The following is a 25,324-nucleotide window of genomic DNA, read 5'->3' as shown; positions in this document are numbered from 1 at the left end:
TTCCAAGGGTCCCGAAAATGGCAAGAGTCCTGGTCGCCGACGACGAACGATTGCTCAGAGAGTTGCTCGACTATCGGCTGCGTCAACGTAACTTCGAGACAGTTCTCGCCTGTGATGGGCGCGAGGCGCTGGAATGCCTCGAGTCAAGCGCCCCCGATGTGGTGATCCTCGACATGATGATGCCGGTCCACAATGGACTGGACGTGCTGCGGAGAATGCGATCGTCGGATCGTTATGCGGAAACTCCGGTGATCATGCTGACTGCCCGGCGTAGCGAGAAGGACATCGTCAGCGCACTCGAACTTGGCGCCGACGACTACCTGGTCAAACCCTTTATGCCGGAAGAGTTGCTTGCACGCCTGGCCCGATTGCTGAAAGCGGCGTGATGAAAAGCCGCCTAACGCGATGTGCCGCCGTCATGCTCATCGCAGCCGGAACAGCGGCGACAGCGCAGTCACCGAATGGCTACGAACAGGCCGTCGATGCGCGACGAGCTGGCGACCCGGCCAGCGCAATTGCCTTGCTGCAAGACTGGGTGATCCGGAATCCAAACGACGTCGATGCTCGTGTCCAGCTCGGTTACGCATATCTTGCGCTCGACCGGCTCAACGAAGCACAACGCGAATTCGAGACAGTGCTCGCGCAGGCCCCGTCTTATCGCGATGCGAGTGAAGCCCTCGAGCAAATCTCCCGCCGCCGCGCAGCCCGTCCGGCGGGCAGCGGCTTTGTGTTGGCGGACGGTGCAATCTCGGGAGTATCCTCAGGCTTGCAGGATTGGCATGAAGCGGGCCTCACGCTTGTCGCACCGCTGAGTGCGGTCGATACCATTGAAGTGCGCGGCACTTGGTACGAACGCTTTTCGCTCGTAGATATCGAACTGGGCACCCTCATTACGCATCACGCAGGCGAAGATCTGTGGCTACGCGCAGGGGCAAATGCCACCCCGTCAGCGGATTTTCGACCCGAAATCGGGCTTAGCGCAGGGCTCGATTATCGGCTTCGCCGAGGTCCCACGGCGACGATTGCAGGTTTCGATGCCGCTTGGCGAAGCTTCCCGACGCAAGACGTCTGGAATCTGGCCCCATTCGTGACCCAGTATTTCGGCTCCGAAGGCGAGTTCTCGGCGACCGCACGAACGAACATTCTTGCCGCCGACGGCGACAGCCTGCGAGTTGGAGGATCGGTCCGTGCGGATTACGCACCCGGCGACAGAACTCGCGTGTTCTTTGGTGCAGCTGCGGGTCCGGACACTGATGTCGGCGTCGTGACGGACACTTTCTCGCTCTTCGGGGGCGGAGAAATCCCGCTTGGCGACAAATTGTCACTGACCGGAAGCCTCGCCCGGGAATGGCGCGATGGCCCCGCAGACCGGACCGAATTCCGTGCAGGGCTAAAGGTCGGGTTATGACCTCGCTTCTCATGCTCTGGGAGATATCTCTCCTGCTGTGCATGATTGCCGCGGGGGCGCTTTGCGTCCTGGTGCTGGCGCGCGTTCTTGGCGAGCGCAAGGATCGGAAGCAGGAAGACCTCAGGGCGGAATTGCTTCCCGCTTTGCTGGGCGACGACTTTCCCGCGCAACGGTTGACGGGCACGAGGCTCGATGTCGCCGCGACGTTGACTAGCGAACTAGCGGAGATGACGCGAGGCACCGAGCGTGAGGCTCTGCTCTCGAGGGCCGACGCGATGGGGGTACCCGAGCTGCTGGTTCGCCGACTGCACTCGCGGTCGGCTCAGACACGCCTGGTGTCAGTCGAGACACTTTCCCTGTTTGACGACCAGATCAACGAAACCTGCCGCGCACTCGACGACCGGAATGCCGATGTGCGCCTCGGAGCGGCCTTGGCCCTGGCCCAACGTCCGGACGCGCCGTCACCTGAAACGCTCGTCGAAAAGCTACGAATGGGCTCGGAGGAGCATTCGCTGTTGCTCGTTTCACTGATGAGCGATCTGGTGGATCGTGACCCCGGGTCTGTCGCCGCCCTGCTGTTCGAGCGAAATATCCCTGTCGAAGCCAAGATCGCGGCAACGGATGCCCTGGCTCAAGGGGGCGGAGAATATGCCCCGCTCCTGGCCTATATGGCTCGCGAGTCTTTCGGTGAACCTGATCTCCAGCCGCGTATCTATCGTGCACTGGGCCGAAACGGCCATCCGGCGGGCGCCGATGCCATTGCCGCTGGTCTCGACAGCCCCGAATGGACCGTCCGCGCGGCCGCCGCGGAGGCAGCAGGCAGGATCGGCGCCGCCGAGGTCTCGGACAAGCTCGGCCGGATGCTGGCCGACGAGGCGTGGTGGGTTCGCTTGCGTGCGGGCGAAGCACTTTTGCGATTAGGGCCGCGTGGCATCGCCGCATTGCGGGAAGCAGCCGAGGCAGCAGATCAAACGGTTCGCTCGACCGCACTTGCGATGCTGGCCGAAGGACGCGCAACATGAATTGGCTCGCCCTGTCCGATCCGGCGGCTTGGATGGTAAGCGCTGCGCAGGTGATTGCCTCCGTCGTCATCATGACCGGCGTGCTGCAAACGCTCTTCTATTTCGTCCAACTCGCCTATGCCGGTGCTGCCCTGGCAACCAGGCCACCGGTGGCCCGGACAGCCACACTATGGCGGCGCTACTCAGAACAGGCCCCATCGATCTCGGTGCTTGCACCAGCTTTCAACGAGGAACTCAACATCGTCGAAAGCACGCGCAGCCTGCTCGCACTACAATATCCCGACTTCGAGGTGATCGTCATCAACGACGGGTCGAAAGATGGCACATTGCAGCGCATGATCGACGAGTTCGGCCTCTCGCAAGTCGAACGCTTTGTCGATCGAAGTGTGGAACACGCGCCGATACGCGGCTTCTACGCTTCCCCGGATTACCCCCGTCTGCTGGTAGTCGACAAGGAGAACGGCGGGAAGGCGGATGCGCTGAACGCAGGCATCAACTGCTGCCGGACCTCGCTGTTCTGCGCCATAGACGCCGACTCCATTCTCGAGAGCGACGCCTTGCTTCGCGTGGTCCGGCCGTTCGTCGACGAGCCTCACCTGACCATTGCTGCGGGCGGTACGATCCGAATCGCAAACGGCTGCAAGGTCGATTCCGGCCGCATTTCGGACATCCGCCTGCCGGGGAACTTCCTCGCTCTGGTACAAATCGTCGAATATCTTCGCGCCTTCCTCATGGCGCGGTTAGGCCTCGGCAAGATGCAGGCGCTGACCGTTATTTCGGGCGCTTTCGGTCTGTTCCGCCGCCGCCATGTGGTCGAGGTAGGCGGCTATAGCCATGGCACGGTGGGCGAAGACATGGAACTGGTGCTCAAACTGCACAGGCTGATGCGCGACCGCGAGCTGCCATACCGGATCGAATTTATCGCAGAGCCGGTTTGCTGGACCGAGTGCCCGGACAGCGTCGCCGTCCTGTCGCGCCAGCGGGCGCGTTGGCAGCGCGGCGCCTTGGAATGTTTCGCCAAGCATCGGGACATGCTGTTCAATCCGCGCTATGGAAGGATCGGCTTCGTCGGCTTCTCCCAGATCCTGCTGGTCGACGTGCTCGGGCCGCTGATCGAGGTCGTTGGCTACGTGCTGGTCCCGCTGCTCTGGGCTCTTGGCCTGTTGGCACTACCGTGGCTGCTCGCCTTCCTCGCGGTGACATTCACCCTTGGGATTTTTCTTTCCGTCGCCACGCTCGTTCTCGAAGAAATCCAGTTGCGTCGCTTTCCCAAGATCGGCGAGCTCCTGGTGCTTGCCGCCGTCGCGGTGCTGGAAAACTTCGGCTATCGCCAGCTCTCGAACGTCTGGCGTTTACAGGGCTGGTGGCAATTCGTGCGCAAGCAGCAAAGTTGGGGCGCAATGACCCGCAAGGGCTTCGCAACCAGCTAGGACCCGCTCGAAGCTGCGCGTAAAAGGGCATCTAGGCGTTTCAAAGCAGCCGCAGGATCGCCGCCACTTTCGATCGCCAGTTCGAGGGCCAAGGCAGCATCGCCGATCGCAGCGAATCCGAGCATGGGAGCCGTTCCTGCCATGGCATGCGCCCGATCGCGCACGGCCTGCCAATCTCCTTGCGAACTGGCACTCTCCATCACAAGACTCTCGTGCTCTGCAGCGGCGGCGAACCGGGCCGACAGGGCGGCAAGCTTGTCTTCGATGTCATTCATGCGATCAAAGCTCGCACTTGCCCGGATAGGGTCATAGGATCGAATGGCTTGGCGATGACGCCACGCGCGTCGAGTGTCGAAAAATTCTGCAACTCGCTGCGCTGTGCCCTTGCAGTGACGAAGATCACAGGAACGCTTTCAAGCTTAGGGTCATCTCGCATTCGCTCCAGCAGTGTCGGACCGTCCATTCCCGGCATCATCACGTCGAGGAGGGCGACGTCGGGAACATACATGGCAAGGTAGGCGAGCGCCTCTTCTCCCGAGCTAGCGGTAGCGACTACGAAATCGGGATCGAGACCAAGTGCCAGTTCCGCGATCTCCCGTATGTCGGGTTCGTCATCGACGTAGAGTACTTCGATTGTCATGCCGCCCGCCGTCGCTCCCCGACAAGCAAAAGAGTCGTGTCGACGAGATCCGACACACTCGTGCGGCTCTTGATCAGCACACGGTCGACACCTTCAGCGGTCCGCATGTCATCGTATGCCGTGAAGGTGAGGATCGGCATCGCTTCTCTATGCTTTCGCAGCTCCGCAATCATATCCAGGCCGTTTTCATAGGCGAGTCCGATGTCGAGGATTGCGGCGGCCACGTCCGATTTGTTCAGCACTTCCCGAGCCTCAGCCAAAGTATGGGCGGTCATGACATGGGCCTTGCCTTCGAAGGCACTGGCTACCACAGCGAGCGTGTCGTCGTCGTCGTCGATGTGCAGGACGGAGGGCAGATCCTGGTCCAAGTCGGTCCGACCGTCAGTACGTTCGGCGCTGACAGAGGGGATGTCGACGTGGAACACCGTCCCGCCGCCCTGGCGGTCATCGAAACCGACGTCGCCCCCGTGCCGGCGAGCGATCTCGCGAGCGATTGCCAATCCAAGACCCGTGCCACCTTTGAGCCGCGAATCCGATGCGTCGGCCATTGCGAACTTGCCGAATATCCTTGAGCGGAATTCCGTTGGAATCCCTTGTCCTCTGTCGCGCACCTCGATGCGGACGTGACCCCCATCATGCGTCGAGAATATCTCCACTTCGCCACCCTTGGGCGTGTGCTTGACGGCATTCGACACGAGATTGGTCAGCAATTGCTCGAGCTTGTCCGGATCGCCAACGACGCATTGCGGCCATGGCGGGAGCACGGTCGTAAGCGTCACGCCATGCTGATCTGCAAAGCCGTTCATCGACGAGACCGTCCGGCCTATGAGTGGGCCGACCTGCATCCGCCGAAGGTCGAACTCCATCTTGCCGGATTCGATTTTTTCGATGTCGAGAATATCGTTGATGAGACGAATGAGGCGATCGCAGTTGGACTTCGCGATCTCGACCAGTCGTTTCGCCTTTTCCTCCAGCGGCCCGGCGGCGCCGCCCTCGAGCAGCCCCAGCGAACCGCCAATCGAGGTCAGCGGAGTCCTGAGTTCATGGCTTACGGTTGAGACGAACTCCGTCTTCATTCTCTCTGCACGCTTGCGGTCTGAAATGTCTCGGATTGCAGCCACATAGTTCTTTTCGGTTTCGCCGTGGATCATGCTGATGGCTACTTCGGTATCGAAGGTCGTCCCATCCGACCTCTTGCCCGTGAATTCCTGCCTGCGTCCAGCGCCATGCTTTCCGGCGACGCCGACAGATTGCAGCCATGCCATGCTCTGTTCCATGGAATACGGTGTTTCCAAAAGAACCATGTTATGTTGTCCGAGGAGCTCTTCTTCGGAATATCCGAAAATGCGGCTTACGCTGGGGTTCATGCGCAGTATCCGACCCCGCCCGTCGAGCAGCATAACGCCGTCTACCGTACCGGCGAAGAGCGCCTTCTGCCGATCGCTGAGACGTTCCGCGCGATCCATGGCCTCGCTGCGCATCCGGAACGACCGGTTCACGATCATCGTGACCATCGCGAGCAACAAAGCGAGTCCGATCAGCATAGCCGTGACGGACCTTTCCAGCATAGCTCGCGAGGCAGAACTGCGCTCAGTGAGTTGCGCCAGCTTCGCGGCTTCATGAGCATCGAGATCGGCCAGTTCGCGGCGGATCTCATCCATGAGCGCCTTGCCGTTGCCGGTTGCAACTCGCTCCCGCGCCTGACGAATTCGCCCGGCCCGCACATCCGACACATTCAGCGCTGCATTCGCCAGCTTTGCGTCACTGAGTTTGCGCAATCGCGCGAGCGCGGCATGAATCTCTGGTTCCCCTTGATCCTCGATCGCGGAAAATAGACTTTCCCGGCGCAGTAGCGCTATGTTGTAGGGTTCGAGGTAGCGATCGTCCGCCGTGATGATGAAGCCTCGCACACCGGTCTCCACGTCGGCATGGGCGATCAGTATGTCGGCAAAAAGGTCGCGCTTGGCGTCCGTGCGTTCCGAGACATCCCGAAGCTGCGCAACGGCGCGGAATTCGGCATGCATCGCAAGGAAAACCCCGACGAGAATGAGCGGTACGAGTGCCAAGGTTGCGATCGTGGCACCGCGCCGCAACCAAACTTTACTCGGACGAAATTTCATGCGCGCACATTTCCGCTGATCGCGGATTGGATATGCGGCACTATTGGTTAATTTTGAGTGTCACTTCCCAGTTGAAGCCGCGCATTTGGGCGCTAAGAAATGGTCCGCTTGCCGAGGAAATGAGCCGCAACCGGACGGTCTGCAATCGGCCCCTTTGCAGATTCTGGCATATCTTGCTTGCAGTCCTAGTGCTTCGTAGCGCACCAAAACGCAAGGTTGGCGGAAAGTATAGCAGCTGGAGTATTTGCCAAAATTCGTTCGATACTACGAAGCCCTTTGCGGCACTCCTGCTCCATCACCCGTAAGACATCGTTTAAGAACGATGTTTTGATTTTGCAGAATCACTACGGTCCTGCGCCTTTCTGCCTGCGATCTGGTCAGTCGGAGACTGGCACAGAGCCCATTAAAGCGCAGGATACCCCAGCGTTCTCTGCCGCGCATTTCCGAGGTACCAGATTCGCGAGACGGTGTAGCGTGGCGGAGTGGCGGGGATCCGCGGCCCGCGTGGCGGAGCGGCGGATGGCGGCGGCGAGGGTGTCTGCGGTTCTCATGCGAATCGTGATGGCACGGCGCCGCGCCTGTAGGAAAACGGTTTCAGTCACCCGCCATGCGCTGGCCCAGCTTGCCCACGAAGACGGGCCCGCTAGGCTGGCCCTCGTTCGAACCTGCGTGCACGCCCAGCACCACCAGCGCCCCGGCTTGCCGGGCGGTGATCGGGGCTCCGCTCCAGCCCGGACGGGTGGGGCAGTCGTGGAAGGCGAGCACGCTGGTCTCCCGTTCGGTCCACGCGGTGCAGTCCAACCGGGCAAGTCGCTTGCCGCGTCCCTCCCTGACTTGCCGGTAGAGAGTGACGGTCTGCTGGCGAAAGCGGTTCGAGCGCAGTTCCAGACGCGCGGGCAGTGCGGTCTCAGGCGCAGGTGTTGCAAGATCGAAGATCGCCCAGTCGACAGCGAAGGAGGCGCTTCGGGCTCCAGCGGGTCCCCCGATACGGCGGACGCGCAACCGGGAAGTGAAGGCCGGATGGCCTTCATCATCGAACAGAGTGAAGTGACACTTTTCAGCCGGGATATGGATCGGGCCTCGCGGTTTCTTCAGCGTGCCGAAATGGCCGACGCCGACCAGCGTGGAGCGGTCGCCGACGAGCGTGGCGACCGTTTCCAGCGTCCAGCCCGAGCCGCGGCAGACGAGCTGGCCGACGGGCGCGAGGCGCGGCTCGTCCTGTGCGTGCGCCGGAACCCCTGCCGGGCCGGCGAGCGCAAGCGCGACGGAGAGCATTGAAGCAAGGCTGCGAGGCGGGCGAGGGGCCATGGCCCGAGCGTGGCCGCCCGTCGCGACCGGCGAAATTCAGGATAACTACCTAGTCGCGCGTGCGGACGCGGGCAGCCGCTTACGCAAAGCTACGTATGTCCGGGCGAGCCGCCCGCCCGTATACCGCAAGCCGGGTCGGTTGCCGTGCGCGTTTCCAGCCTCGGCGGCCGGCTCCACCTCCCGCGTCCATTCCGGGCTGGTCAGGCTGCACTTGACGACGAATCGGTCGCCGACCTTCGCCTGCCACTGCGCCATCAGCGCCTCGACCCCGGCCTCGTCCCGGCACTTCGCCAGCGAACAGCACCTGCCGATTACCGTGCTGGTGTCGGGTTCGACGATGAAGAGATAGCCGTCCATCAGCTGTCACCTCGCGGGGAGGGGGTAGAGGCGTCTGCCGACTTGCGCTCGGCCCGTGCCATGGCTTCGAGCGCCTGCAGCAGCAGCTTCGAGGCCCGGCTCGTCAGCGAGACGAGCGACCGACGGCCGTCGGCGGGATCGGGCCTGCGCGAGATCAGACCTTCGGCCGCAAGCAGATCGACGTACCGCAGCGCCGTGCTCATCGGGGCGCCGGACGCCTGGCACAGGCTGGTCACCCCGATCTCCTTGCCTTCGAGTTCGTTGACGAGCAGGTCGACCAGCATGTCCCACACGGGTTCGCCCAGGAGTTCGACCGGCATGACCCGGTTGCGCGCCGCTCGCCGGGCGATCTCGCGCCGCGCGATGGCAAGGTGCTCGGGCGCGTTCGAAGCTGGGCCCTCGCATTCGGATGCCGCTCGCGGACCCGCAAGCGCGAGCAGGCGCTGCGCGATCGATCTCAAGTCGTCGCTTTCGCTATGGTTCATAGATGGCCCCTGTCCGCGCAGCTCGTCACGGCCGCGTCGGTTACGATGAAATGATCCAGCAGCGTGATGCCGAGCTGCCCTGCCAGCTTTGCCAGTGTGCGGGTCGTGCGGATGTCCTCCGCGCTCGGTTCGGCCGAACCCGACGGATGGTTGTGCGCGAGCACCACGATGCGCGCGTCGAGGTTCATCGCCCGACCGAACAGGCTGCGCGCGCTCAGCAGCACGCCATTCTCCGGCCCCTCGCCCAGCACCTCCTCGCTCAGCAGTCGCCCGTCGGCATCGGCGAAGAAGGCGACCATGCGTTCCTGGCGCAACCGGCCGATCGAATTGCGCAGATGATGCTCCAGCGCGGAACGGTCTTTCGTCAGCGCCGTCCGCCGAACCTGTTCCCGCAGGCCGTCGGCAAGCAGCTGGCGCATGGCGAGGAAGGCTTCGGGCCAGACTTCTCCCGGAAGGGCGCATTGGCGCAGCTCGGCATCGCTGGCCGACGTCAGACCGGCAAGGCTGCCGAACCGTCGCAGCAGGCGGCGCGAGAGGGTGGCAGGATCGGGATGGAGCGGCGCGAGCAGCGCCGTCAGATGGCTCCACCCCGGCGTTCCCGGCGCCAGTGCAGCAGCGTCCCCAGTCCCGTCAGCACGATCGCCACCCAGACCGGCCAGCGCTCCATGATCGAATAGACGAACGGGTTGAGCGGCACCGCGGCGAACTTCACCAGATGCGCGCCGACCGCGACCAATTGGGCTGAGCCTACCCATATCGTCCACCAGCGGTGGTAGAGCAGGATGACGCACACGACCCCGGCGAGTGCCGCCAGGTCGAGCGCGAAGTGGAACAACTGGACGCCGCCATAGGTGTCATCGGACCAGCGACCGAGCAGGATCGCCTGCGCCACGTTGAGCAGCATCATCGCAAGATAGATGCTCGCGATCGCCTTCTCGGGCCTCCCGCCGGCGCGCAGGGCGCCGGCGAAGACCACGAGGATGAGGATCACCTGAATTGTAAAACGCAGCATGGCTCATGCCCGTGGGCCTCCGTCCGGCGAAGCGCAAGCTCAGGCAGCGATCGGTGCGATCTGCCCGGTGGTGAAGACCTTCTTTTCCGGGCAGGTGGGTTCCTCGGTCGCCCCGGTCTCGCGGGCGAGGTCGAGCAGCTCGCCATGGACACGCATGGCTTCCCCGCGCACGTCCACCAGGCCGCTGTTCATCTTCAGCAGGCGGGAGAAGGTGCGTTGCGCCTGGGCCGGCGAAGCCGCCCCGACGTCGCGCTGGGCGAGCGCGGCGGTGTGCAGCAGGGCGGAGCAGGCGACCAGCGCCTCGGCGATGGCGTCCTCGGATTCGCGCAGCTCGCGGCCGATGCGGACGGTGGCGGTTTCAAGGGTAAGCGACATGTGTGTTCTCCTGGCTCGATAAGGACCGAGGAGACTTCAGACGCCGACGAAATCGCTCCAGACGCTGGCGGACGTGACGAGAAGCACGACGACCGCGAGCAGGGCAATGGCACCCGCAAGCAAGAAGAGCAGCTTGCCTGCGGGGCCGAGATCCTCGGGACTTAACCTCGGCCGCACCGCCGGGCTTTCGCGGTCCCAGCTCGCCCGCCCGTCGAAGGACAGGGCATCGGCAAGAGGCAGCGAGAAATCCGGCGGTTGCGGTGCCGCTCTTGGAGTCATGACTGCAGATTCGGCTACTATGGTCGGGTCGTCTATGGGCCGATCATAGTCTTGCGACCAAGCCGCGTAATGCCTGGCGATATCGACGCGGGGCATCATCTCGAGCTTCGCGCGAATCCCTTCGATCCGCTTGTCGATCGTGACCGGGGACACGCCCAGCTCGAGCGCGATCTGCTTCGAGGTGTAATGCCGGCAGACCAGGCGCAGCGCTTCGTGCTGCTTGTCCGTCAGCGACGCGAACACGTCGTGGATAAGGTGCGGCCCCATACAGGGCGTTTACCTTTGTAAAATGTAAAATCCAAGCGCTCGTTCAGGAGGCGCGGGGCTCTTCCTTCTGCAGGCGATCGAGGGCGGCGGACAGGTCGATCGCGGCACGTCGATAACCATGCTCGTCGCAATAGCGCAGCGCTCGCTCGATCGCCGCGATCGCATCCTCCCGGCTCTGGCAGGCAGCTTCGGATTGAGGCGGCGACGTCGACATGATGCGCGTTGTTTTTCCCAGACTTGCAGGCCTCGCGCTTCTCCGCGCGCATGATTAAAATCCGGTTTACACCGGGCTTGGGTGAGACCGCAAGCGGAGCATTCGGCACTCTTCTTTGCGCGGCGAAGCGCGGGCGGCCGCCCGGACAGAGCTTCTTTCCAGACTCGCCCCATTGACCGATGTTCTCTGGATGTTCCATCGCGTGCGCATGGGGCGCTTCCGACTCGATACCGTTCACGACTTCGCCCGGCGCGGCTACAACCTGCGGGTCGAATGCAGGCGGTGCCAGCGCGTGATGCTGGCGAATGCGGTGCTGCTGCAGATCGAGCTGGGTGCGGCGCGGTCGAAATGGCCGATCGAGCGCGTGCAGGCCTGCCTAAAATGTCGCGGTTGCGGACATCGCGGGGCGCTCGTGACGGCTTGCCGGATCACTTGCCGCTCGAATTTTTGTCCGACATCAAACACCTAGAACGAGGTGCACTTCGCTTTTTCTGACTTTGGCTCTGACACTGTGAGGTCCCTTAGTTGTAAGTCCGCTTCGTGATGTCGGCCGCCAGTAAGCAGACTGTCCGCCAACGGCCCCTTTGCAGACGCTCGGTTCAAGCCAACTCTAGGGACAGCTTTGGGGCAGATTGCGGACAGTCTGGTACCGGACGAGGTGAGAGGGGACCCGGTCATTACTCGAAAACACATTCGATGCATGTCTCGACTTAGTGTCGTCAGTAGTGCGGTAAGTTGAACGCCCGACCTCATCAGAACACGGCTCGCGTGGAAGTGATTCAGCGACTCGTTAGGAAGCCCATCTGGAGCTCAGCAGACTGGTCGCCCGCGGCAATGATCTCCCCAGTTTCAAGCGCCGCCCGATTTCAACTGTGCCCGCCGCCAACCGAAGGGGCTTTGCCCGCCTTTCCGTCGCACACTGCACACCTTTGCGAGTGGATCGAGTGAAAAATGTCGTGGGGCGTGGATTAGATCGCACGGCCCCCTCGTTCTCATTTCAAGCGGGTCGCCGAGGTGGCCCTGCCGACAAAAGGAGACTTGGAATGAAAAAGCTTACCTTCGTTTCGCTGGCCACTATCGGCCTTGCCACCGCTGCTACCGCCGCCGCCCCGATGCTCTACGAGGAGCAACTGGCCCGCGCCGAGGAAGCGCAGATCATCGACAGCCCGATCGCGGGTATCGAGAACAGCCGCTGGTTCGACTATCGCAACGACATTGGCGAAGCGCAAAAGGAGCTGGTGAGCGACCTGCGCCGCGCAAGCGACCTCGAGGACCGCCGCGATGCGTGGGAAGAATATGCCCACGAACTCAAGCACGAGCGCGTCGATTACATCGAGGACATGGCCGAGAAGGGCTATCGCTACGGCACCGTCCGCATCGTGGACTGACATGCCCGTCCCCCTGCCAATCCCTCCTGATTGACCCGGCAGGGCGACATCCCGGAAGGGACCGGAAGCTTGACGGCTTCCGGTCCTTTTTCGTTTGGAACGGGGTCATTGAAGGAAGGTGGGCGCCCTATCGGCGCCAGCCGTTAGCCTTCGCTTCGGCTTCGGCCTGGGCATCGAGTGCGGGTCCCTCGGCCATTTCCTGCACCTGCTCGAAAATCTGATTGGTGCTCGCCTGCCGGAAATCGGTCGAACTGTTCGCCGCGTATTCGACGTCGGCACGCTGCTCCCATCCGCTGGCGGTCTTGCAGGAAATGCCCGAACGGCCCGGCACGGTGTAAGCGCGGCACAGTTCGTCCTTGCGGTTGCGGAAGGAGAGGAGGATGCGCGTTTCGGCGTCGGCGGCCTGATCGGCGACCAGCTGGTTGTCGAGCGACGCCACGAGTTCCTCGTCGAGCGAAGACCCGCCACGTGGGAGGAACAGCGCGAGCGCCAGCGAGGCTGCGAGGGCGGGACCTGCGACCCAGCCCCAGCGCGGAATGCGCCGCCTGGCCTCGACCCGTTCACGCGCGGCGGCGAAATCGACGACCTCGGCTTCTCTCGGTTGAAGCAGGGCTGCCAAGGCTTCCGGCACCGGCTGTTCGGCGATCGGCGCGAAATGACCGGCGAGCTTCGCCTTGAGCGCGCGGTGCGCCTCGACCTCCAGCGCCAGCGCGGGATCGGCCGCGATCGCGGCAGCGACCTCGGCCTCGCGTTCGCCCGACAGTTCGCCGTCGGCGAAGGCGGCGAGGTCCTCGCGGGTAATCGTCATTGCGTGTCTCCCAGCAGCCCGAGCAGCGCATCGCGCCCGCGCACGAGGCGCGAATTGAGCGTGCCGACCGGACAGCCGACGATCTCGGCAGCCTCCTTGTAGGCATAGCCCTCGACCATCACGAGCAGCACGGCTTCGCGCTGCTCTTCGGGCAGCTGCTGCATCGCGCGGTCGACCATCGACAGTTCGACCGCCGATTCCTGTGCTCCATCGCTGCCGACCGACAGGCCGGCATCGGGATCCACGAAGGTCTCGCGGCGCCGCGTGGTGGCGCGGCCCTCGTCGATCCAGAGATTGCGCATGATGCGATACATCCAACTGTCGAGCCGCGTGCCCTCCTGCCACTTGGACCGGTTGGCGAGCGCGCGCTCGAGGCTCATCTGGCAAAGATCGTCACCGTCGGCGGGATTGCCGCACAGCCCGACCGCGAAGCGCCGCAGCCGGGGCAAGAGTGCCAGCAGGTCCTGCTCGAACGATGTGCTCAGCGTCTTTGCCTTCCACGGATTAAACGAGCGGGCCCGCGCGTTTCATCCATGCTTAATCGAATTTCCTGTTAGGGACACAGCCGATGCACCGGATTATCCTCATTCCCGCCTTGCTGGCGGTGCTCGCCGCGCCGCTCGCTGCGCAGGTCGCGCTGCCGGGCGTGTCCGTTCCGCGCGTCGGTGAAGTGCTCGAGCCCGTGACCGACACGCTGGACCGGACGCTGGCGGAGACACAGCGGCTGGCGGACCGGCTCGCGCGCGACCGGTTGCGCGATATCGAGCGGCTGGTCCGGCGTAATCGCGACATCATCGAGCGCGATGCCCGCGGCGAGGCTGCGAGGCGCGGCGAATTGCTGGTGATGGATGCGGCGGCAGGCGATCTCGCAAAGGCATCCGGCCTCGGCTTCGTCGCCTTGGGGAGCGAGTCCATCGATGGCCTGGGCCTCTCGGTCACGCGGTTGAAGACGCCCGACGACCTCACGCTGGCGCAGGCGGAAGAACTGCTCGCGACGCTGCTGCCCGGCGCAGTAGTCAGCGCAGACAATCTCCACTTCCAGTCGGGCAATGCCGCGGGCGTGGTCCTCCCGCTGGCCAGTGCCGGCCCGGCAAATGGCACGTCCGTACCGGTGGGCATGATCGATGGCGCACCTGGACCCTCGGTCCCCGTTGCGGCCATGCGCGGTTTCGCGAAGGGCGCCCCAACGCCGAGCCACCACGGCAGCGCGATCGCCTCGCTGCTTGCCTCGGCAGGGGTCGGTCCGGTGCGCGTCGCCGATGTCTATGGCACCGACAAGGCGGGCGGCAATGCGCTCGCCATCGCACGCGGCCTCGGCTGGCTGGTGGCCGAGGGCAGCCGGGTGGTGACGATCAGCCTGGTCGGACCCGAAAACCCGGTGCTGGCCCACGCCATCGCCGCCGCGCAGCGCAAGGGTGTGATCGTGGTCGCGGCGGTCGGCAATGACGGTCCTGCGGCCCCCCCCGCCTATCCGGCGAGCTATGCGAATGTCGTCGCGGTGACGGCGGTCGATGGCAAGCGCCGCGCGCTGATCGAGGCGGGCCGGGCGCTGCATCTCGACTATGCAGCCCCGGGTGCCGATATCACGGGGCGCAATGCCAAGGGTAAACGCATCAGGCTGCGCGGCACCTCCTTCGCCACCCCGCTGGTTGCGGCCCGCGTGGCGCAGGCCATGGGCGCGGGACGGACGTGGCGCACCACGCTCGACGGCGAGGCGGTCGATCTCGGCAAGAAGGGTGCCGATCCCGTCTATGGCCGCGGTCTCGTCTGCGGCACCTGCACGGGCCGGTAGAAAAATTTCCCGTTCGATGGATTAAGCCGCGACGGCGATCCGTTTTCCTTTCGAAGCAGGCGCATGACCCTCCAGCGCCCGCCGACACGAAAGGACCATAGAATGAAAAAGCTTCTCCTCGCCGCTTCGGCGCTCACCCTCTTCGCCGCACCGCAGGCGCATGCCCAGCTGCTTTCGGGCGCCGGCATCGGCCAGGTCACCGGGACCGTCACCGGCGCGACGCGCGGGGTTACCACGACGGTGCGGTCGGCCACCCGCGGCTCGCTACGCGGCGATGCGCGGAGCGAAGGCAGCCAGTCGGTCGATCGCGAAAGCGGCTCGGTCGCGGTAACCCGCTCGCTCGATACCGGCCTCGAGGCCACCACCAACCAGCTCCTCGATACACCCCTCGGCAGCGCCAGCGGCTCGGCTTCGGGTAGCGGCAGCGCCTCGGGCACGGGCAGCGCCAATGCGCAGCTCGTCGGCACCGATGCCGTCCGCGGGCTTGCCAGTGAAGCGACCGGTCGTGCGACCGACACCGCGGCCACCGTCCGCAATCTCGCCACCCCGGCCGTCAGCGCCGCGCGCGATCGCGCCACCGGAACGCTCGGTCAGGCTGGCGCGCTAGCCGGATCGGCGAGCGGGACGGCGACCGGCTCGGGCATGCTCGGCAGCAACATGCTGGCGCTTGCCGGAAGCGGCGCTGCCGAGGGCGAAGGTGCGTTCGTCGTTACCCCGGACATGCCGGTCATCGACCCGAACGGCGCGCCCATCGGCGAAGTCCGCCAGATCGTCGCCGACCGGACCGGCCATGTGCGCCAAGTACTGGTCGAAGCGCAGGGTCAGCAGTTCGCCGTTCCCGCCACCAACCTCACCGGCAGCGGCAATGCACTGGTGATGGGTGAAGGTTCTGCCTCGGGCGCGAGCAAAGGCGTGCCGCCAGCCGAAGCCGATGGCGACCAGCCAGCCCAATAAGTCAACGAGTGCCGGAGGAGGGGTGGTCGGGCCGTTGCCCGGCTACCGCTTCCTTTTGCCTTCTCGATCACCAGAAATGAAAATGCAGTGCCAAGTGGGATGGCGAGCCGCATCCCGAGCGGCTGAGGGATGTCGACGAGTTTGTTCGACGAAACCCGAAACATCCATTTCGAGTGCAGAGCTGACGTCCGCATTCCCCTCTGTTGATGGCGCTTTCACCGAGCAGCAATGCCAAGGAGCAGACGGGCAGCTAACGACCCGATTGCGGACGTTACTGCTCTGAAGGCGACGCCGTCGTGACCTCGGTGACGAAGCTTGGCGCCTTCATCTGCGAGACGCATTTATCGTCCACAAGCTCAATCATCGCGGCTTCGAAGAAATCAAGGATCAATGGGTCCAGGCACTCTTCGATACCCGACATACCATCAAAGACATGACCGCTTCGCGGAATGACGATGTGTTTCGCACCAGTAAGAGTGCGCGCGGCGTTATCAGCTAGAACTGGAGGGGTTACGGGATCCCGCTCTCCGGATATCAGCAAGACTGGGACGTCTGAATGTACTGGCAACAAATGTGACTCATTCGGTTTCTGACTCGGCCAAATTGAACAGGCCTCGGCTTGGCGTCGCAGACGATAATCTCCGAAGACAGTAGTTGCCGCTTCCGCCCTGGCCGCAGACAAATCCATTAGTGATATTCCTTCGGAACAGATCACCGAAAGGAACATCCCGTCTGCGTAAAGGCTCGGTCCACGAGGTCTTGTCGCCTCATAGAACGGCGAGAGATCCCTGGCAGCTGCTCGGTCCAAAATGAGTGGAACCATTCGGGCGCCCTGCGGCGTGTACATCAGTGACCGCAGCTTCTCGAAAAATACTTCGACAGGCGGAGCCCCATCAATGGTCGGCAGGTTCTCGCGAACCAGCGCTATGTCTTCATTTGGTTCGAAGGACGCGGCACAAGCGGTATCGGCTCGACAGTCCTCGATGAGCATATCCAATGCGCTCTGCCCTGCTGGTGCGTGCATCCTTGGCGGGGTTGCATCCGCAGGAGATACACCCATCAACACGGCCGCTCGGACACGGTCTGGATGTGTCGCCATGTAACGCAGGGCAACGGTCGTTCCATATGAAAGAGCGAAAATGTTGAGCTTCTCGTAGCCCAGTGCGGATCGGACGTCATCGAGGTCAGCAACGGCCTCGGCAGTACCATACTTTGTCAGATCCGCCGAGACTTCCAGGGATCTGCGGCATCGCTCGACAGCATCAACCGGCAAAAAGGGTACATAGGCGTTATCGGGATCAGAAAGCTCAGGACATGTCAGCGGGTTCGAGGAACCAGTTCCCCGTTGATCTATCAGGACGATATCCCGCTTGGCCCGGTACGCTGATCCGAACGTCGCGTAGAATTCCGCGTTCTTTGTCGAGGGAAGGCCGGGGCCTCCATCAATGTCGAATATCGGCGGATCGTGGGGCTCGTCGGACAACGCGGGAAGGACCACAATGTTGAGCGAAATCGTTCGCCCCTCTGGAAGATTTCGATCTTCGGGAACATCGATGGTGCCACATCTCGCAATTTCAGCGATGCGCTCGTCGGTGCAGGGTCGCGGATGGAACCCAGAATGTAAAGCCGTTGCAAGCAGCGCAGAGACGAATGTGAAGCCGGCCATTCATTTTCTCCCTCTGGTCAATTGCCAGTGCATCGATTGGCAGGGAATTCACATTTTCCAGTGTCCATTCCACTCACTTCGCGACCGAATTAGGAGTATAAGGCGTCCTCGAAACGGGCAACCATTGAATCGACCTGGAGGCAGGGATTGAATTGTGAGGAAGCTACATGGCTTGGATGATTAAATGGGGGGTCGCGTTAGGTGCAATGTTCTACGTCACAAGCGCGCAGGCACAGACCTTGTCGGAGAGTGCCCTTCAGGCGATCGACGAGGTCGCAGCCGAAGCGTCTACCGCGAGAGCAATGCCGGGTCTTGCCATTGCCATCCGCGGCCCCGATGGTTCCATCACCTTCCGCGGATATGGTCAGCGAAAAATCGAGACCGCCGAAGCAGTTGATGAGACCTCGATTTTCCGTCTCGGTTCGATCTCTAAACTGGTCACATCTGCCGTGGTCATGAAGCTTCTCGAAGACGGAAAGCTCTCTCTTGATCAACCTGTTCGCGAGATCTTGCAGGGGAAGTACGGGTCAAATGAGATCCATGCTTCGGTCACCCTTCTCCATCTCCTCAATCATACTTCTGGTCTGCCCGATTATACTCGCCAAGAACTAGAAGACGGTGTGTCGGAAGGTTATTTTGACCGCGATCGCCTCATATCGGTTTTGCGGCGCCCATCAGAAAATCGAGCCGGTGAGGTTTGGCGATATTCCGACGCCAATTATTCCCTCGTCTCCGTCATTATCGAACACGTCACCGGCCTATCCTACGATGACTACATCGAGGATGTTTTCGCCCCGGCTGTAGGCCTTCAATCCCTGCGAGCATGCGACACTTCCCAAACGAACAAGGTGACTGGATACTTGGCAACCCAGAGCGGATTTGTGCTCGAACCCGCTTATGAGGTTCGGGGTCTGCAGGGGTCTGGTGGACTATGTTCGACCGCTTCGGATCTAGTCGGCCTTCCCGCTCAGTTGATCGCCGGACACTGGATCAAGCCCGAAAGCCTGATCCGGATGCTGGAAAGCACACAGTTGGAAGGGGGCGTCGTTGTCGATTACGGCTTGGGTGTGCGGGGCGGCATTCTGGGCAATAATGATGCATGGGGGCACACTGGCGGGGGCTTGCACGGGGCATGGGCAACTCTCGCCCACTACCCTGCTAGCGGTTATAGCATAGCAGTCGTTGCCAACGGAACTGGCAGCGGATTGGATGCCAGCGTTATTCATGCCAGAATAGCGCGGATCTTACTCAACCCCAGCGATCTCGATGATCTGACGCTGAGCGAGGACGAGCTGGAGGATCTCTCTGGCGCCTATGCTCGAGGCCCCGTCGTCTCCTGCATTTTCGTCAGCGATGGCAAATTGTTCCGCAGACGTGCTGAAGGCAACGCGCCGGCGGTGCCGCTGTTGGCGCAAGACAAACTGATATTTGGTCGCAGCGACTACCCACTCGATCGCATCGTCTTCCAGGGGGCTGACGGCCCATCGCCAGCTTTTCTGATGTATTATGATGGCCTATTTGCAGAACACTGGGTCCGAGAGGTCGCCACAGGCAGCGACACTGGATGCAAGGCGGCCAGAAGTCTCAATGAGTAGACATGAGCATTTAACCACCAAGTTCGCGACAATTCTGCAGGAACTAACGCGTGTCAGAAGCTGGCGGTCATTAATCGACCCGATCGCGGACATCGCACGCTAAGGATTTACAGTACCTATCTTTGTCCTGTCGATGTAAGAACCGACACTCATTGGATGGATGTCTCTTGGAGGTCCCATGGGTGTAAGACGCAGAGACCTACTTTCGGTTGCGCCTTTAGCGGGGCTCGCAGGTGCCATTCCTGCAATGGCGAATGAAGCTTCGCGCGAAGCTTCTGCAAGTGACCTTTATCGCGTGGACGAACCAGCACTCATCATGGCAGCAGCCCGAGCCATAATTGATGAAGATTATGTCGGCGTATTGGTGACCATCGATGAGGATGGGATGCCCCGCGCACGTCCAATCGGTGTAGCTGACCCTAAAGATGATTGGAGTCTGTGGATGGCAACTCGTCGGGGTAGCCGGAAGACACTTCAAATAATGGCAAATCCGAAGGTTGCCCTCCATTTTGGGTTCGACGATACCGCAAACAATCATGCGGAGAGTTTCTACGCCAGCTTTACAGGCTTGGCTTCGGTGCATACGGATCCTGAAACCATTTCGACCCATGGTCTCAGCGAGAAGTACCGTTCGAACTGGCCCGACTATCCCAACGACCTGGCCTTGATCCGCCTTTCACCAAAACGGCTGGAAGTTATGGGCAAAGGTATCTGGCCTAATGAGAGCCACTGGCAGCCGCAGGGAATTTTCCTGCCATGATAGATCGCTGGGGAGCATCTTGGGCTGTGGTCGTTCCGGTAGAGAGAAATTCCATCCGACGTGGAGGCGTCTCCATGCGCAAATTGATCTCGTTTTTTGCATTGGTAAGCTCTGGAGCGCTATCGGCACAAGGTCCGGCCCAACCCATAATCGACATGCATATGCATGCCTGGTCGCTAGATGAGTTTGGCGGCGACCCACCACCCGGATGCTTAGGCGCGCGCGGGATCGACATGCATGGTGTGGACCCTGCCAAGCCTTTTGACTTCATGGCGCAGGCGACGTGCAAGGAAATGGTCGAAGCGCCTAAGTCGGATCCAGAACTACTTGAAGAGACACTCGCGCAAATGCGGCGATTCAATATCGTCTCAGGGGTGATTTCAGGTGAGCGCGCAATTGTTGCGAAGTGGCTGGCCGCCGCTCCCGAAATGTTTATCCCTGCGGAAAACTTCTTCGATGGCTCAGGTCTTCCTGATGAGGGTAGAGTGGCACTGCTCGAGGCACAGTTCGAGAGCGGCGAGACAAGTGTGTTTGCTGAGATCACTGCGCAATATCGTGGCCTTCCGCCCGATCATCCCAGCCTTGCGCCATTCTATGCGATGGCCGAGCGACTCGACGTCCCTGTTGGCATACACATGGGCTACGGTGCGCCAGGCGGACCTTATTGGTTATACCCCAGGTATCGCGCCTCACTTGGCAATCCGATGCTTCTTGAGGAACTCCTCACCCGCCACCCCAAAATGCGAGTCTATGTCATGCATGCAGGCATGCCACTGACCGACGAGATGATCGCGATCCTTTACTCGCACCCCCAAGTCTATGTCGACATCTCCGCTGATAATGTCGGGGTGAACCGTGCCGAGTTTTGGGCGCATCTGCGCCGGCTCGTCGAAGCAGGCTACGGCAAAAGAATAATGTTTGGCAGCGATCAGATGGTCTGGCCGCAAGCCATCGAGGTGGCCGTGGACAGTATCACGACGGCTCCTTTCCTGACCGAAGAGCAAAAGCGCGATATTCTCTACAACAACGCGGCAAGATTCCTTCGGCTCTCGCAGCAGGAGATTGACCGCCATCACGGGCGGTAACGACTGCGTACCAGCCATCTGACGACGCTTTCACCGAGTTAGCTGCCGGCCAAGAGCGGACAGTCAGCTACCAAACCCGAAAGCGGACATTGGCTTGCGCTTGAATAGTGTCAGCCCCTTGACCGGCCCCTTTGCGTTGCATCGGTAGGCTAGGAACGATCGCACGATGCGCCCATTGGTAAAGTGGCGGCGATGCGCTTCTCGCCGCAGAAAAAATGAAGGGCGGTCGCCGCCACTATGGCTCTAAAAAACGATGATGATGATGACTGGCCACCCCGGAACAGAGGCGGCGAGTCTCTACTTTTATGGGCGGTTGGCCTGAGCGCTCTTATGCTTGTTCTTTCAGCCATCCTTCTGATTTGATGCGGTTTTGACGCCGATTTTGGATGTGAGCGCCAGCGTGTTAAGGTCGCCTTAAACGCCGAGCCCATACGGTCCGCACACATCGTCAGATTTGACGTCCGGCTCTGATCGCAGCAGTGCCGGTTCCTCCCCCCTGGCTTGAACTGCATCAAGCGCATCCTGATTTGGGGAAGCCATTATGGAACTTAAGCTACGACACTTGGCGGAATGCGCCCGAGATGTGGCCAGACTGGCAGATGACCTCGTGGCATCAGAAAGTAGCAATCACTCTGAATTGCACAGTGCGATGGTAAAGTACCGCACAGCGGCCATCGCATACATCGCGCATCCTTCGGTTGGTGACTACGTCCGAGCGGACGCGAGGCGCTACACTGGCGAGGCCCGCGAAGCCGTCGAGCGAATTGCCGACCTCATCGACAGTCTTTGCGAACTCGACGAGCAGGGCATCGCCGCTTGAGATAGGGGGCTGTGGACCAGCGTTTCTCGTCGTTGGTCCGGATTCCGTCGACCATGACGCCGAAGTGCGATTGCCGGCAGCGGGCATTGGTACAGTGGCGCCTCCCCTTGCTAACAATGAGCTCTTTGGGTTCGCAACCAGGAATGACCTGCCAGTTATTAGTGGGGCATTCCCGCAAGACACCATTTTTTCTGGGCTGTGGGGGCTTGCTTTTGCAAACGGCGTCCGCTTCCTACCCACTCTGAAGCCGCTTTCAGCCAACTTGCGATGTGGCAGAGCCGGCTGCCCAAATTGTATATTTACGACATGGCAACATTTCGGCTCGAAGTAAGTCGGCTGGATAACAAGCGCTTGGCGACGATGCGGGCGCGAGGCAGCGAGGGGTCGCTAGTCCGATGATTTATCGATATAAAACTATCTGCCATGATCAACTTGATGGCCTCACGAAGAGGTTTTGCGATACCTACCGCGCACTGATGCGACCCCACGGTGCTGCGCTTTTCGTATCTGAGAGCAGGCGCGGTGAACTGGTAGTATTGTTGACCCAACACTACAGCGATATCTTCGAGCGTATTTCGCCAGGCTCATGGGAAAGCCTGTATGACCCCGACACATCCATCTATCGTTTCCTGGCAGGAGATCGTGGCGCGGGTCCAAACACTGGACACGGCTACATTTCCCCATTGGCAGTTAACTTCTCCGCCCAGTAAGAAAGCAGAGGGACGGCAGGCCACTTGGTGCTTGTGCGACCCGGCATCCGAGAGCAAGACTCTGAGAGTGGCCTGTTGTCCTTACACGGTCTAACCAATGACCGCGTTCCACCGATCAGCCACTGCTTTCACCGAGCTAGCAGGATACTGGGAGCGGATCGGCGGCTAACGACCCGATTGTTGCCACTGAGATGATGGCGTCAAATAAGATCAAGCTCGATCCGACAGGCAACGCCATCTCGTGCGAAATCGAGGTTCGCCGAGCCATGGGAATCAAGCGCTCTCGCTATAAGGGTAGATCCAAATCCCTTGTTGCGCTCGGGATCGACTGCAGGTCCGTTGTGCTCGGTCCAGACAATGATTGCAGAGTTGCCTACCTCGCGAATTCGCACTTCGACATGCCCAGTGACATTCGAAAGAGCGCCATATTTTATCGCATTCGTGATGAGCTCATGGAAGACAAGCGCGAGGCCTTGGCTGCCTGATGAAGTGAGATCCGGCTCACCTGCAACACTGATGCGGACCCTGTCTTTCAATTCTTTGAAAGCCGAAAGTTCAGTTTCTTCGACCTCGGACAGAACGACGTCGATCTCGCCGGGACTGAACCCCGTGAGGCCGAGGTCTATATCGATCTCGGGAAGCGAGAGTTCGGCCAGCTCGAGCTTGAGGATCTCGGTGTCCCAACCTGCATTGAGCGCAATCTTGTTGTCAGCGAGCCGGAGCGCCTTCTTCTGCGGTTCGGTGAGACCATCGAGCGTGATCACAGGGACCTTGTCTAGGCCCATCTTTTTTGCCGCACGCAGTCGTCCATGGCCGGCGATCAGGTTCCCATCCGGATCTGCCAGGACCGGATTGGTGAACCCGAACGCGCGGATAGACTGCTCGATTTGCGCGATTTGTTTCCTCGAGTGGGTGCGCGCATTGCGCGGGTCGGGATCGAGGTCGCCCGGCGTCTTGTAGACGACTTCGAGTGTGCGATCGGCATGGAAGGATGGCGGGGGGGGATGCATTGCTCATAACAGGAACATAGCATGCTCAAAGCAGGATTCGAAGGTGGGCGCCGATTACGGTCTGTGGATTGTGGGGACGGAGAGATTTAGACTGGACTGCCCCCGCATTCCGAGCATTGGTGTCCACGCGCCCGGCGAGCCGGGCTTGTCCCGGTAGCGGCGGCCATTTCCGGCCCATGCGTAAACCGGAGACTGACATGACAAGCACAACCAAGGCAACCAGCGCGAACGCAACGACGACTGCCAAGCCTGCCAGCAAGCTCGACACGCTCGAGAAGCTCCTGAAGCGCAAGACCGGCGTAAGCATTGCCGATATGACCAAGGCCACCGGGTGGCAGCAGCATTCGGTGCGGGGCGCGATGGCAGGTGCGATGAAAAAGCGCGGCCATACCATCGTCTCGGAGAAGATCGATGGCACCCGCCGCTACCGGATCGAGGAGCCCAGCGGTGAGTAAGGCTGTCGAGACCCTCGTTGCCGAGATCGAGAGCCTCGACCTCGATGGCCTGCGCGCATTCTGGAAGGAACGCTTCGGCGTCCCTCCACCGCTCCGCTCCGAGCCGATCATGCGACAACTGCTCGCATGGCGTGTGCAGGCGCAAGCAATGGGCGGTCTGGATAGCGAGACCCGCAAGGCGCTTGCTCGGTCCGGCACAGTCCAGCCTGAAGGCAAGCACCTCGGTGTCGGTGCGCGGCTCACCCGCATCTGGAAGGGGCGCGAGGTCACGGTGGTAGTCGAGGAGCAGGGTTTCCGCTGGGGCAGCCAGTTGTTTCCAAGCCTGTCCGCTGCAGCGACCGCAATAGCGGGCACCCGCTGGAACGGACCGCGCTTCTTCGGATTGCGAGACGCTTGATGGGCAGCAAGCTCAAGCGCTGCGCGATCTACACCCGCAAGTCTTCAGAGGAAGGTCTCGACCAGTCGTTCAACAGCCTCGACGCCCAGCGCGAGGCCTGCGAGGCCTATGTCCTCAGCCAGACCAGCGAAGGCTGGAAAGCGCTCCCCGATCGCTACGATGACGGCGGGTTCTCAGGGGGCAACACCGACCGTCCCGGCCTCAAGGCGCTGCTCGCCGACATCGAAGCGGGGAAGATCGACATCGTGGTCGTCTACAAGATCGACCGTCTTACCCGCTCCCTCGCCGACTTCGCGCGCATCGTCGAGGTGTTCGAAAAACACGAGTGCAGCTTCGTCTCGGTAACCCAGTCGTTCAATACCACCGGCTCGATGGGCAAGCTGATGCTCAACGTTCTCCTGTCGTTCGCGCAGTTCGAGCGCGAGGTGACCGGCGAGCGCATCCGCGACAAGATCGCAGCTTCCAAGGCCAGGGGCATGTGGATGGGCGGCGTTCCGCCGCTGGGCTATGATCCGCCGACCGATGGATCGAGGACACTCAAGCTCAACGATGACGAGGCCGAGCGCGTGCGGCACATTTTCACTCGCTACCTCGAGCTTGGTTCGGTCCACGCCCTGCAGCGTGATCTTGAAGCACGCGCGATCCATTCCAAGCTACACGTGACTGCGAAAGGACGCCCCATGGGCGGGCTGCCATTCAGCCGCGGGGCTTTGTTCCACTTGCTGCGCAACCGGGTGTATCTCGGTCAGATCACCCACAAGGGCGAAATCTATGAAGGCGAGCATGCAGTGATCGTCGACGCCGAAGTGTTCAACCAGGTGCAGGCCAAGCTCGATGCGCAGGTTCGGCGGCATAGCAACAAGGCCAGCGCCCGCAGGATCAAGGCTCCACTCATGGGCAAGCTTTTTGATGCCGCTGGCGAGCCTATGAGCCCGACCACGTCGCGCGGCAAATCGGGGCGGTCATA

The 25,324-nt window shown here is 61.6% G+C and carries 30 protein-coding genes; 15 read left to right on the top strand and 15 right to left on the bottom strand.

What is annotated here, in order from left to right:
- Positions 1 to 17: 17 nt before the first annotated feature.
- From K3172_RS14210 to K3172_RS14195, 4 genes are read left to right on the top strand one after another with little or no spacing between them, the layout of a single operon-like run.
- On the top strand, positions 18 to 386 hold the full coding sequence (locus K3172_RS14210) for a response regulator transcription factor (RefSeq protein WP_221591260.1): 369 nt from the start codon (positions 18 to 20) through the stop codon (positions 384 to 386).
- Between the two features lie 32 nt (positions 387 to 418).
- Complete coding sequence (locus K3172_RS14205; protein WP_221591258.1) at positions 419 to 1,408, top strand: YaiO family outer membrane beta-barrel protein; 990 nt, start codon at positions 419 to 421, stop codon at positions 1,406 to 1,408.
- On the top strand, positions 1,405 to 2,430 hold the full coding sequence (locus K3172_RS14200; RefSeq protein WP_221591256.1) for a HEAT repeat domain-containing protein: 1,026 nt from the start codon (positions 1,405 to 1,407) through the stop codon (positions 2,428 to 2,430). The genes K3172_RS14205 and K3172_RS14200 overlap by 4 nt, the downstream gene beginning before the upstream one ends.
- Positions 2,427 to 3,860 carry a glycosyltransferase family 2 protein gene (locus K3172_RS14195; RefSeq protein WP_221591255.1) on the top strand — a complete coding sequence of 478 codons (1,434 nt, stop codon included), beginning with the start codon at positions 2,427 to 2,429 and terminating at the stop codon, positions 3,858 to 3,860. Before K3172_RS14200 ends, K3172_RS14195 begins: the two co-directional genes overlap by 4 nt.
- On the opposite strand, the gene K3172_RS14190 is transcribed toward K3172_RS14195, so the two are convergent.
- The 11 genes from K3172_RS14190 to K3172_RS14140 form a co-directional block, all read right to left on the bottom strand.
- On the bottom strand, positions 3,857 to 4,135 hold the full coding sequence (locus tag K3172_RS14190; RefSeq protein ID WP_221591253.1) for an Hpt domain-containing protein: 279 nt from the start codon (positions 4,133 to 4,135) through the stop codon (positions 3,857 to 3,859). The two genes, K3172_RS14195 and K3172_RS14190, sit on opposite strands and share 4 nt — an antisense overlap.
- Positions 4,132 to 4,500 carry a response regulator gene (locus tag K3172_RS14185; RefSeq protein ID WP_221591252.1) on the bottom strand — a complete coding sequence of 123 codons (369 nt, stop codon included), beginning with the start codon at positions 4,498 to 4,500 and terminating at the stop codon, positions 4,132 to 4,134. Before K3172_RS14185 ends, K3172_RS14190 begins: the two co-directional genes overlap by 4 nt.
- Positions 4,497 to 6,620 (bottom strand): ATP-binding protein, encoded by a 2,124-nt coding sequence (locus K3172_RS14180; RefSeq protein WP_221591251.1) that lies wholly within the window; start codon positions 6,618 to 6,620, stop codon positions 4,497 to 4,499. Before K3172_RS14180 ends, K3172_RS14185 begins: the two co-directional genes overlap by 4 nt.
- 594 nt (positions 6,621 to 7,214) lie before the next feature.
- On the bottom strand, positions 7,215 to 7,895 hold the full coding sequence (locus K3172_RS14175) for a trypsin-like serine peptidase (protein ID WP_221591250.1): 681 nt from the start codon (positions 7,893 to 7,895) through the stop codon (positions 7,215 to 7,217).
- 78 nt (positions 7,896 to 7,973) lie between these two features.
- On the bottom strand, positions 7,974 to 8,285 hold the full coding sequence (locus K3172_RS14170; protein ID WP_221591249.1) for a hypothetical protein: 312 nt from the start codon (positions 8,283 to 8,285) through the stop codon (positions 7,974 to 7,976).
- Complete coding sequence (locus K3172_RS14165; protein ID WP_221591248.1) at positions 8,285 to 8,770, bottom strand: MarR family winged helix-turn-helix transcriptional regulator; 486 nt, start codon at positions 8,768 to 8,770, stop codon at positions 8,285 to 8,287. Before K3172_RS14165 ends, K3172_RS14170 begins: the two co-directional genes overlap by 1 nt.
- Positions 8,767 to 9,189 carry a JAB domain-containing protein gene (locus K3172_RS14160; RefSeq protein WP_221591247.1) on the bottom strand — a complete coding sequence of 141 codons (423 nt, stop codon included), beginning with the start codon at positions 9,187 to 9,189 and terminating at the stop codon, positions 8,767 to 8,769. Before K3172_RS14160 ends, K3172_RS14165 begins: the two co-directional genes overlap by 4 nt.
- A 155-nt stretch (positions 9,190 to 9,344) precedes the next feature.
- Positions 9,345 to 9,782, bottom strand: a complete 438-nt coding sequence (locus K3172_RS14155) for a hypothetical protein (RefSeq protein WP_221591246.1) — start codon at positions 9,780 to 9,782, stop codon at positions 9,345 to 9,347.
- 39 nt (positions 9,783 to 9,821) lie between these two features.
- On the bottom strand, positions 9,822 to 10,157 hold the full coding sequence (locus K3172_RS14150; protein ID WP_221591245.1) for a hypothetical protein: 336 nt from the start codon (positions 10,155 to 10,157) through the stop codon (positions 9,822 to 9,824).
- A 36-nt stretch (positions 10,158 to 10,193) separates the two neighbouring features.
- Positions 10,194 to 10,703 carry a helix-turn-helix domain-containing protein gene (locus tag K3172_RS14145; protein ID WP_221591242.1) on the bottom strand — a complete coding sequence of 170 codons (510 nt, stop codon included), beginning with the start codon at positions 10,701 to 10,703 and terminating at the stop codon, positions 10,194 to 10,196.
- A 43-nt stretch (positions 10,704 to 10,746) separates the two neighbouring features.
- Positions 10,747 to 10,917 carry a hypothetical protein gene (locus tag K3172_RS14140; RefSeq protein ID WP_221591240.1) on the bottom strand — a complete coding sequence of 57 codons (171 nt, stop codon included), beginning with the start codon at positions 10,915 to 10,917 and terminating at the stop codon, positions 10,747 to 10,749.
- A 172-nt stretch (positions 10,918 to 11,089) separates the two neighbouring features.
- Here K3172_RS14140 and K3172_RS14135 point away from each other — a divergent pair, with 172 nt between their 5' ends.
- Positions 11,090 to 11,386 (top strand): hypothetical protein, encoded by a 297-nt coding sequence (locus K3172_RS14135; protein WP_221591238.1) that lies wholly within the window; start codon positions 11,090 to 11,092, stop codon positions 11,384 to 11,386.
- A gap of 574 nt (positions 11,387 to 11,960) precedes the next feature.
- Positions 11,961 to 12,305: a hypothetical protein gene (locus K3172_RS14130; RefSeq protein ID WP_221591236.1), complete on the top strand. Its 345-nt coding sequence runs from the start codon at positions 11,961 to 11,963 to the stop codon at positions 12,303 to 12,305.
- 127 nt (positions 12,306 to 12,432) lie between these two features.
- On the opposite strand, the gene K3172_RS14125 is transcribed toward K3172_RS14130, so the two are convergent.
- Both K3172_RS14125 and K3172_RS14120 read right to left on the bottom strand, forming a co-directional pair.
- Positions 12,433 to 13,113, bottom strand: coding sequence for a hypothetical protein (locus K3172_RS14125; protein WP_221591234.1), 681 nt, complete (start codon positions 13,111 to 13,113; stop codon positions 12,433 to 12,435).
- Entirely contained in the window at positions 13,110 to 13,553 is a 444-nt protein-coding gene (locus K3172_RS14120; protein WP_247718262.1) for an RNA polymerase sigma factor, read from the bottom strand. The genes K3172_RS14125 and K3172_RS14120 overlap by 4 nt, the downstream gene beginning before the upstream one ends.
- A 128-nt stretch (positions 13,554 to 13,681) precedes the next feature.
- Here K3172_RS14120 and K3172_RS14115 point away from each other — a divergent pair, with 128 nt between their 5' ends.
- The gene (locus K3172_RS14115) at positions 13,682 to 14,905 is read left to right on the top strand and encodes a S8 family serine peptidase (protein WP_221591233.1); all 1,224 of its coding nucleotides are present in this window, start codon (positions 13,682 to 13,684) and stop codon (positions 14,903 to 14,905) included.
- Between the two features lie 102 nt (positions 14,906 to 15,007).
- Positions 15,008 to 15,859: a hypothetical protein gene (locus K3172_RS14110; protein WP_221591232.1), complete on the top strand. Its 852-nt coding sequence runs from the start codon at positions 15,008 to 15,010 to the stop codon at positions 15,857 to 15,859.
- Positions 15,860 to 16,130: 271 nt separating this feature from the next.
- Here K3172_RS14110 and K3172_RS14105 read toward each other — a convergent pair whose 3' ends face one another.
- A complete protein-coding gene (locus K3172_RS14105) occupies positions 16,131 to 17,525 on the bottom strand; it encodes an alpha/beta hydrolase (protein ID WP_221591231.1) in 1,395 nt (464 codons plus the stop codon).
- A gap of 167 nt (positions 17,526 to 17,692) precedes the next feature.
- Here K3172_RS14105 and K3172_RS14100 point away from each other — a divergent pair, with 167 nt between their 5' ends.
- From K3172_RS14100 to K3172_RS14085, 4 genes are all read left to right on the top strand, one after another.
- The gene (locus K3172_RS14100; RefSeq protein WP_221591230.1) at positions 17,693 to 19,120 is read left to right on the top strand and encodes a serine hydrolase domain-containing protein; all 1,428 of its coding nucleotides are present in this window, start codon (positions 17,693 to 17,695) and stop codon (positions 19,118 to 19,120) included.
- A gap of 247 nt (positions 19,121 to 19,367) precedes the next feature.
- Positions 19,368 to 19,880 (top strand): pyridoxamine 5'-phosphate oxidase family protein, encoded by a 513-nt coding sequence (locus K3172_RS14095; RefSeq protein WP_221591229.1) that lies wholly within the window; start codon positions 19,368 to 19,370, stop codon positions 19,878 to 19,880.
- A 74-nt stretch (positions 19,881 to 19,954) separates the two neighbouring features.
- The gene (locus K3172_RS14090) at positions 19,955 to 20,965 is read left to right on the top strand and encodes an amidohydrolase family protein (RefSeq protein ID WP_221591228.1); all 1,011 of its coding nucleotides are present in this window, start codon (positions 19,955 to 19,957) and stop codon (positions 20,963 to 20,965) included.
- Between the two features lie 649 nt (positions 20,966 to 21,614).
- Positions 21,615 to 21,785 carry a hypothetical protein gene (locus K3172_RS14085; RefSeq protein ID WP_221591227.1) on the top strand — a complete coding sequence of 57 codons (171 nt, stop codon included), beginning with the start codon at positions 21,615 to 21,617 and terminating at the stop codon, positions 21,783 to 21,785.
- 910 nt (positions 21,786 to 22,695) lie between these two features.
- Here K3172_RS14085 and K3172_RS14080 read toward each other — a convergent pair.
- Positions 22,696 to 23,505, bottom strand: coding sequence for a ParB N-terminal domain-containing protein (locus K3172_RS14080; RefSeq protein WP_221591226.1), 810 nt, complete (start codon positions 23,503 to 23,505; stop codon positions 22,696 to 22,698).
- 197 nt (positions 23,506 to 23,702) lie between these two features.
- Between K3172_RS14080 and K3172_RS14075 the strand changes: the two genes are divergently transcribed.
- From K3172_RS14075 to K3172_RS14065, 3 genes are all read left to right on the top strand, one after another.
- On the top strand, positions 23,703 to 23,960 hold the full coding sequence (locus tag K3172_RS14075) for a DUF3489 domain-containing protein (protein WP_221591225.1): 258 nt from the start codon (positions 23,703 to 23,705) through the stop codon (positions 23,958 to 23,960).
- On the top strand, positions 23,953 to 24,357 hold the full coding sequence (locus tag K3172_RS14070; protein WP_221591224.1) for a DUF2924 domain-containing protein: 405 nt from the start codon (positions 23,953 to 23,955) through the stop codon (positions 24,355 to 24,357). Before K3172_RS14075 ends, K3172_RS14070 begins: the two co-directional genes overlap by 8 nt.
- On the top strand, positions 24,357 to 25,324 hold a 968-nt coding region (locus K3172_RS14065; RefSeq protein WP_221591223.1), incomplete at its 3' end, for a recombinase family protein. The genes K3172_RS14070 and K3172_RS14065, both read left to right, overlap by 1 nt.

Source organism: Qipengyuania proteolytica (genome assembly GCF_019711565.1).
GTDB lineage: Bacteria > Pseudomonadota > Alphaproteobacteria > Sphingomonadales > Sphingomonadaceae > Qipengyuania > Qipengyuania proteolytica.
Note: the sequence above shows the minus strand (reverse complement) of the source record. Positions and strands in the feature narration are given on the sequence as shown.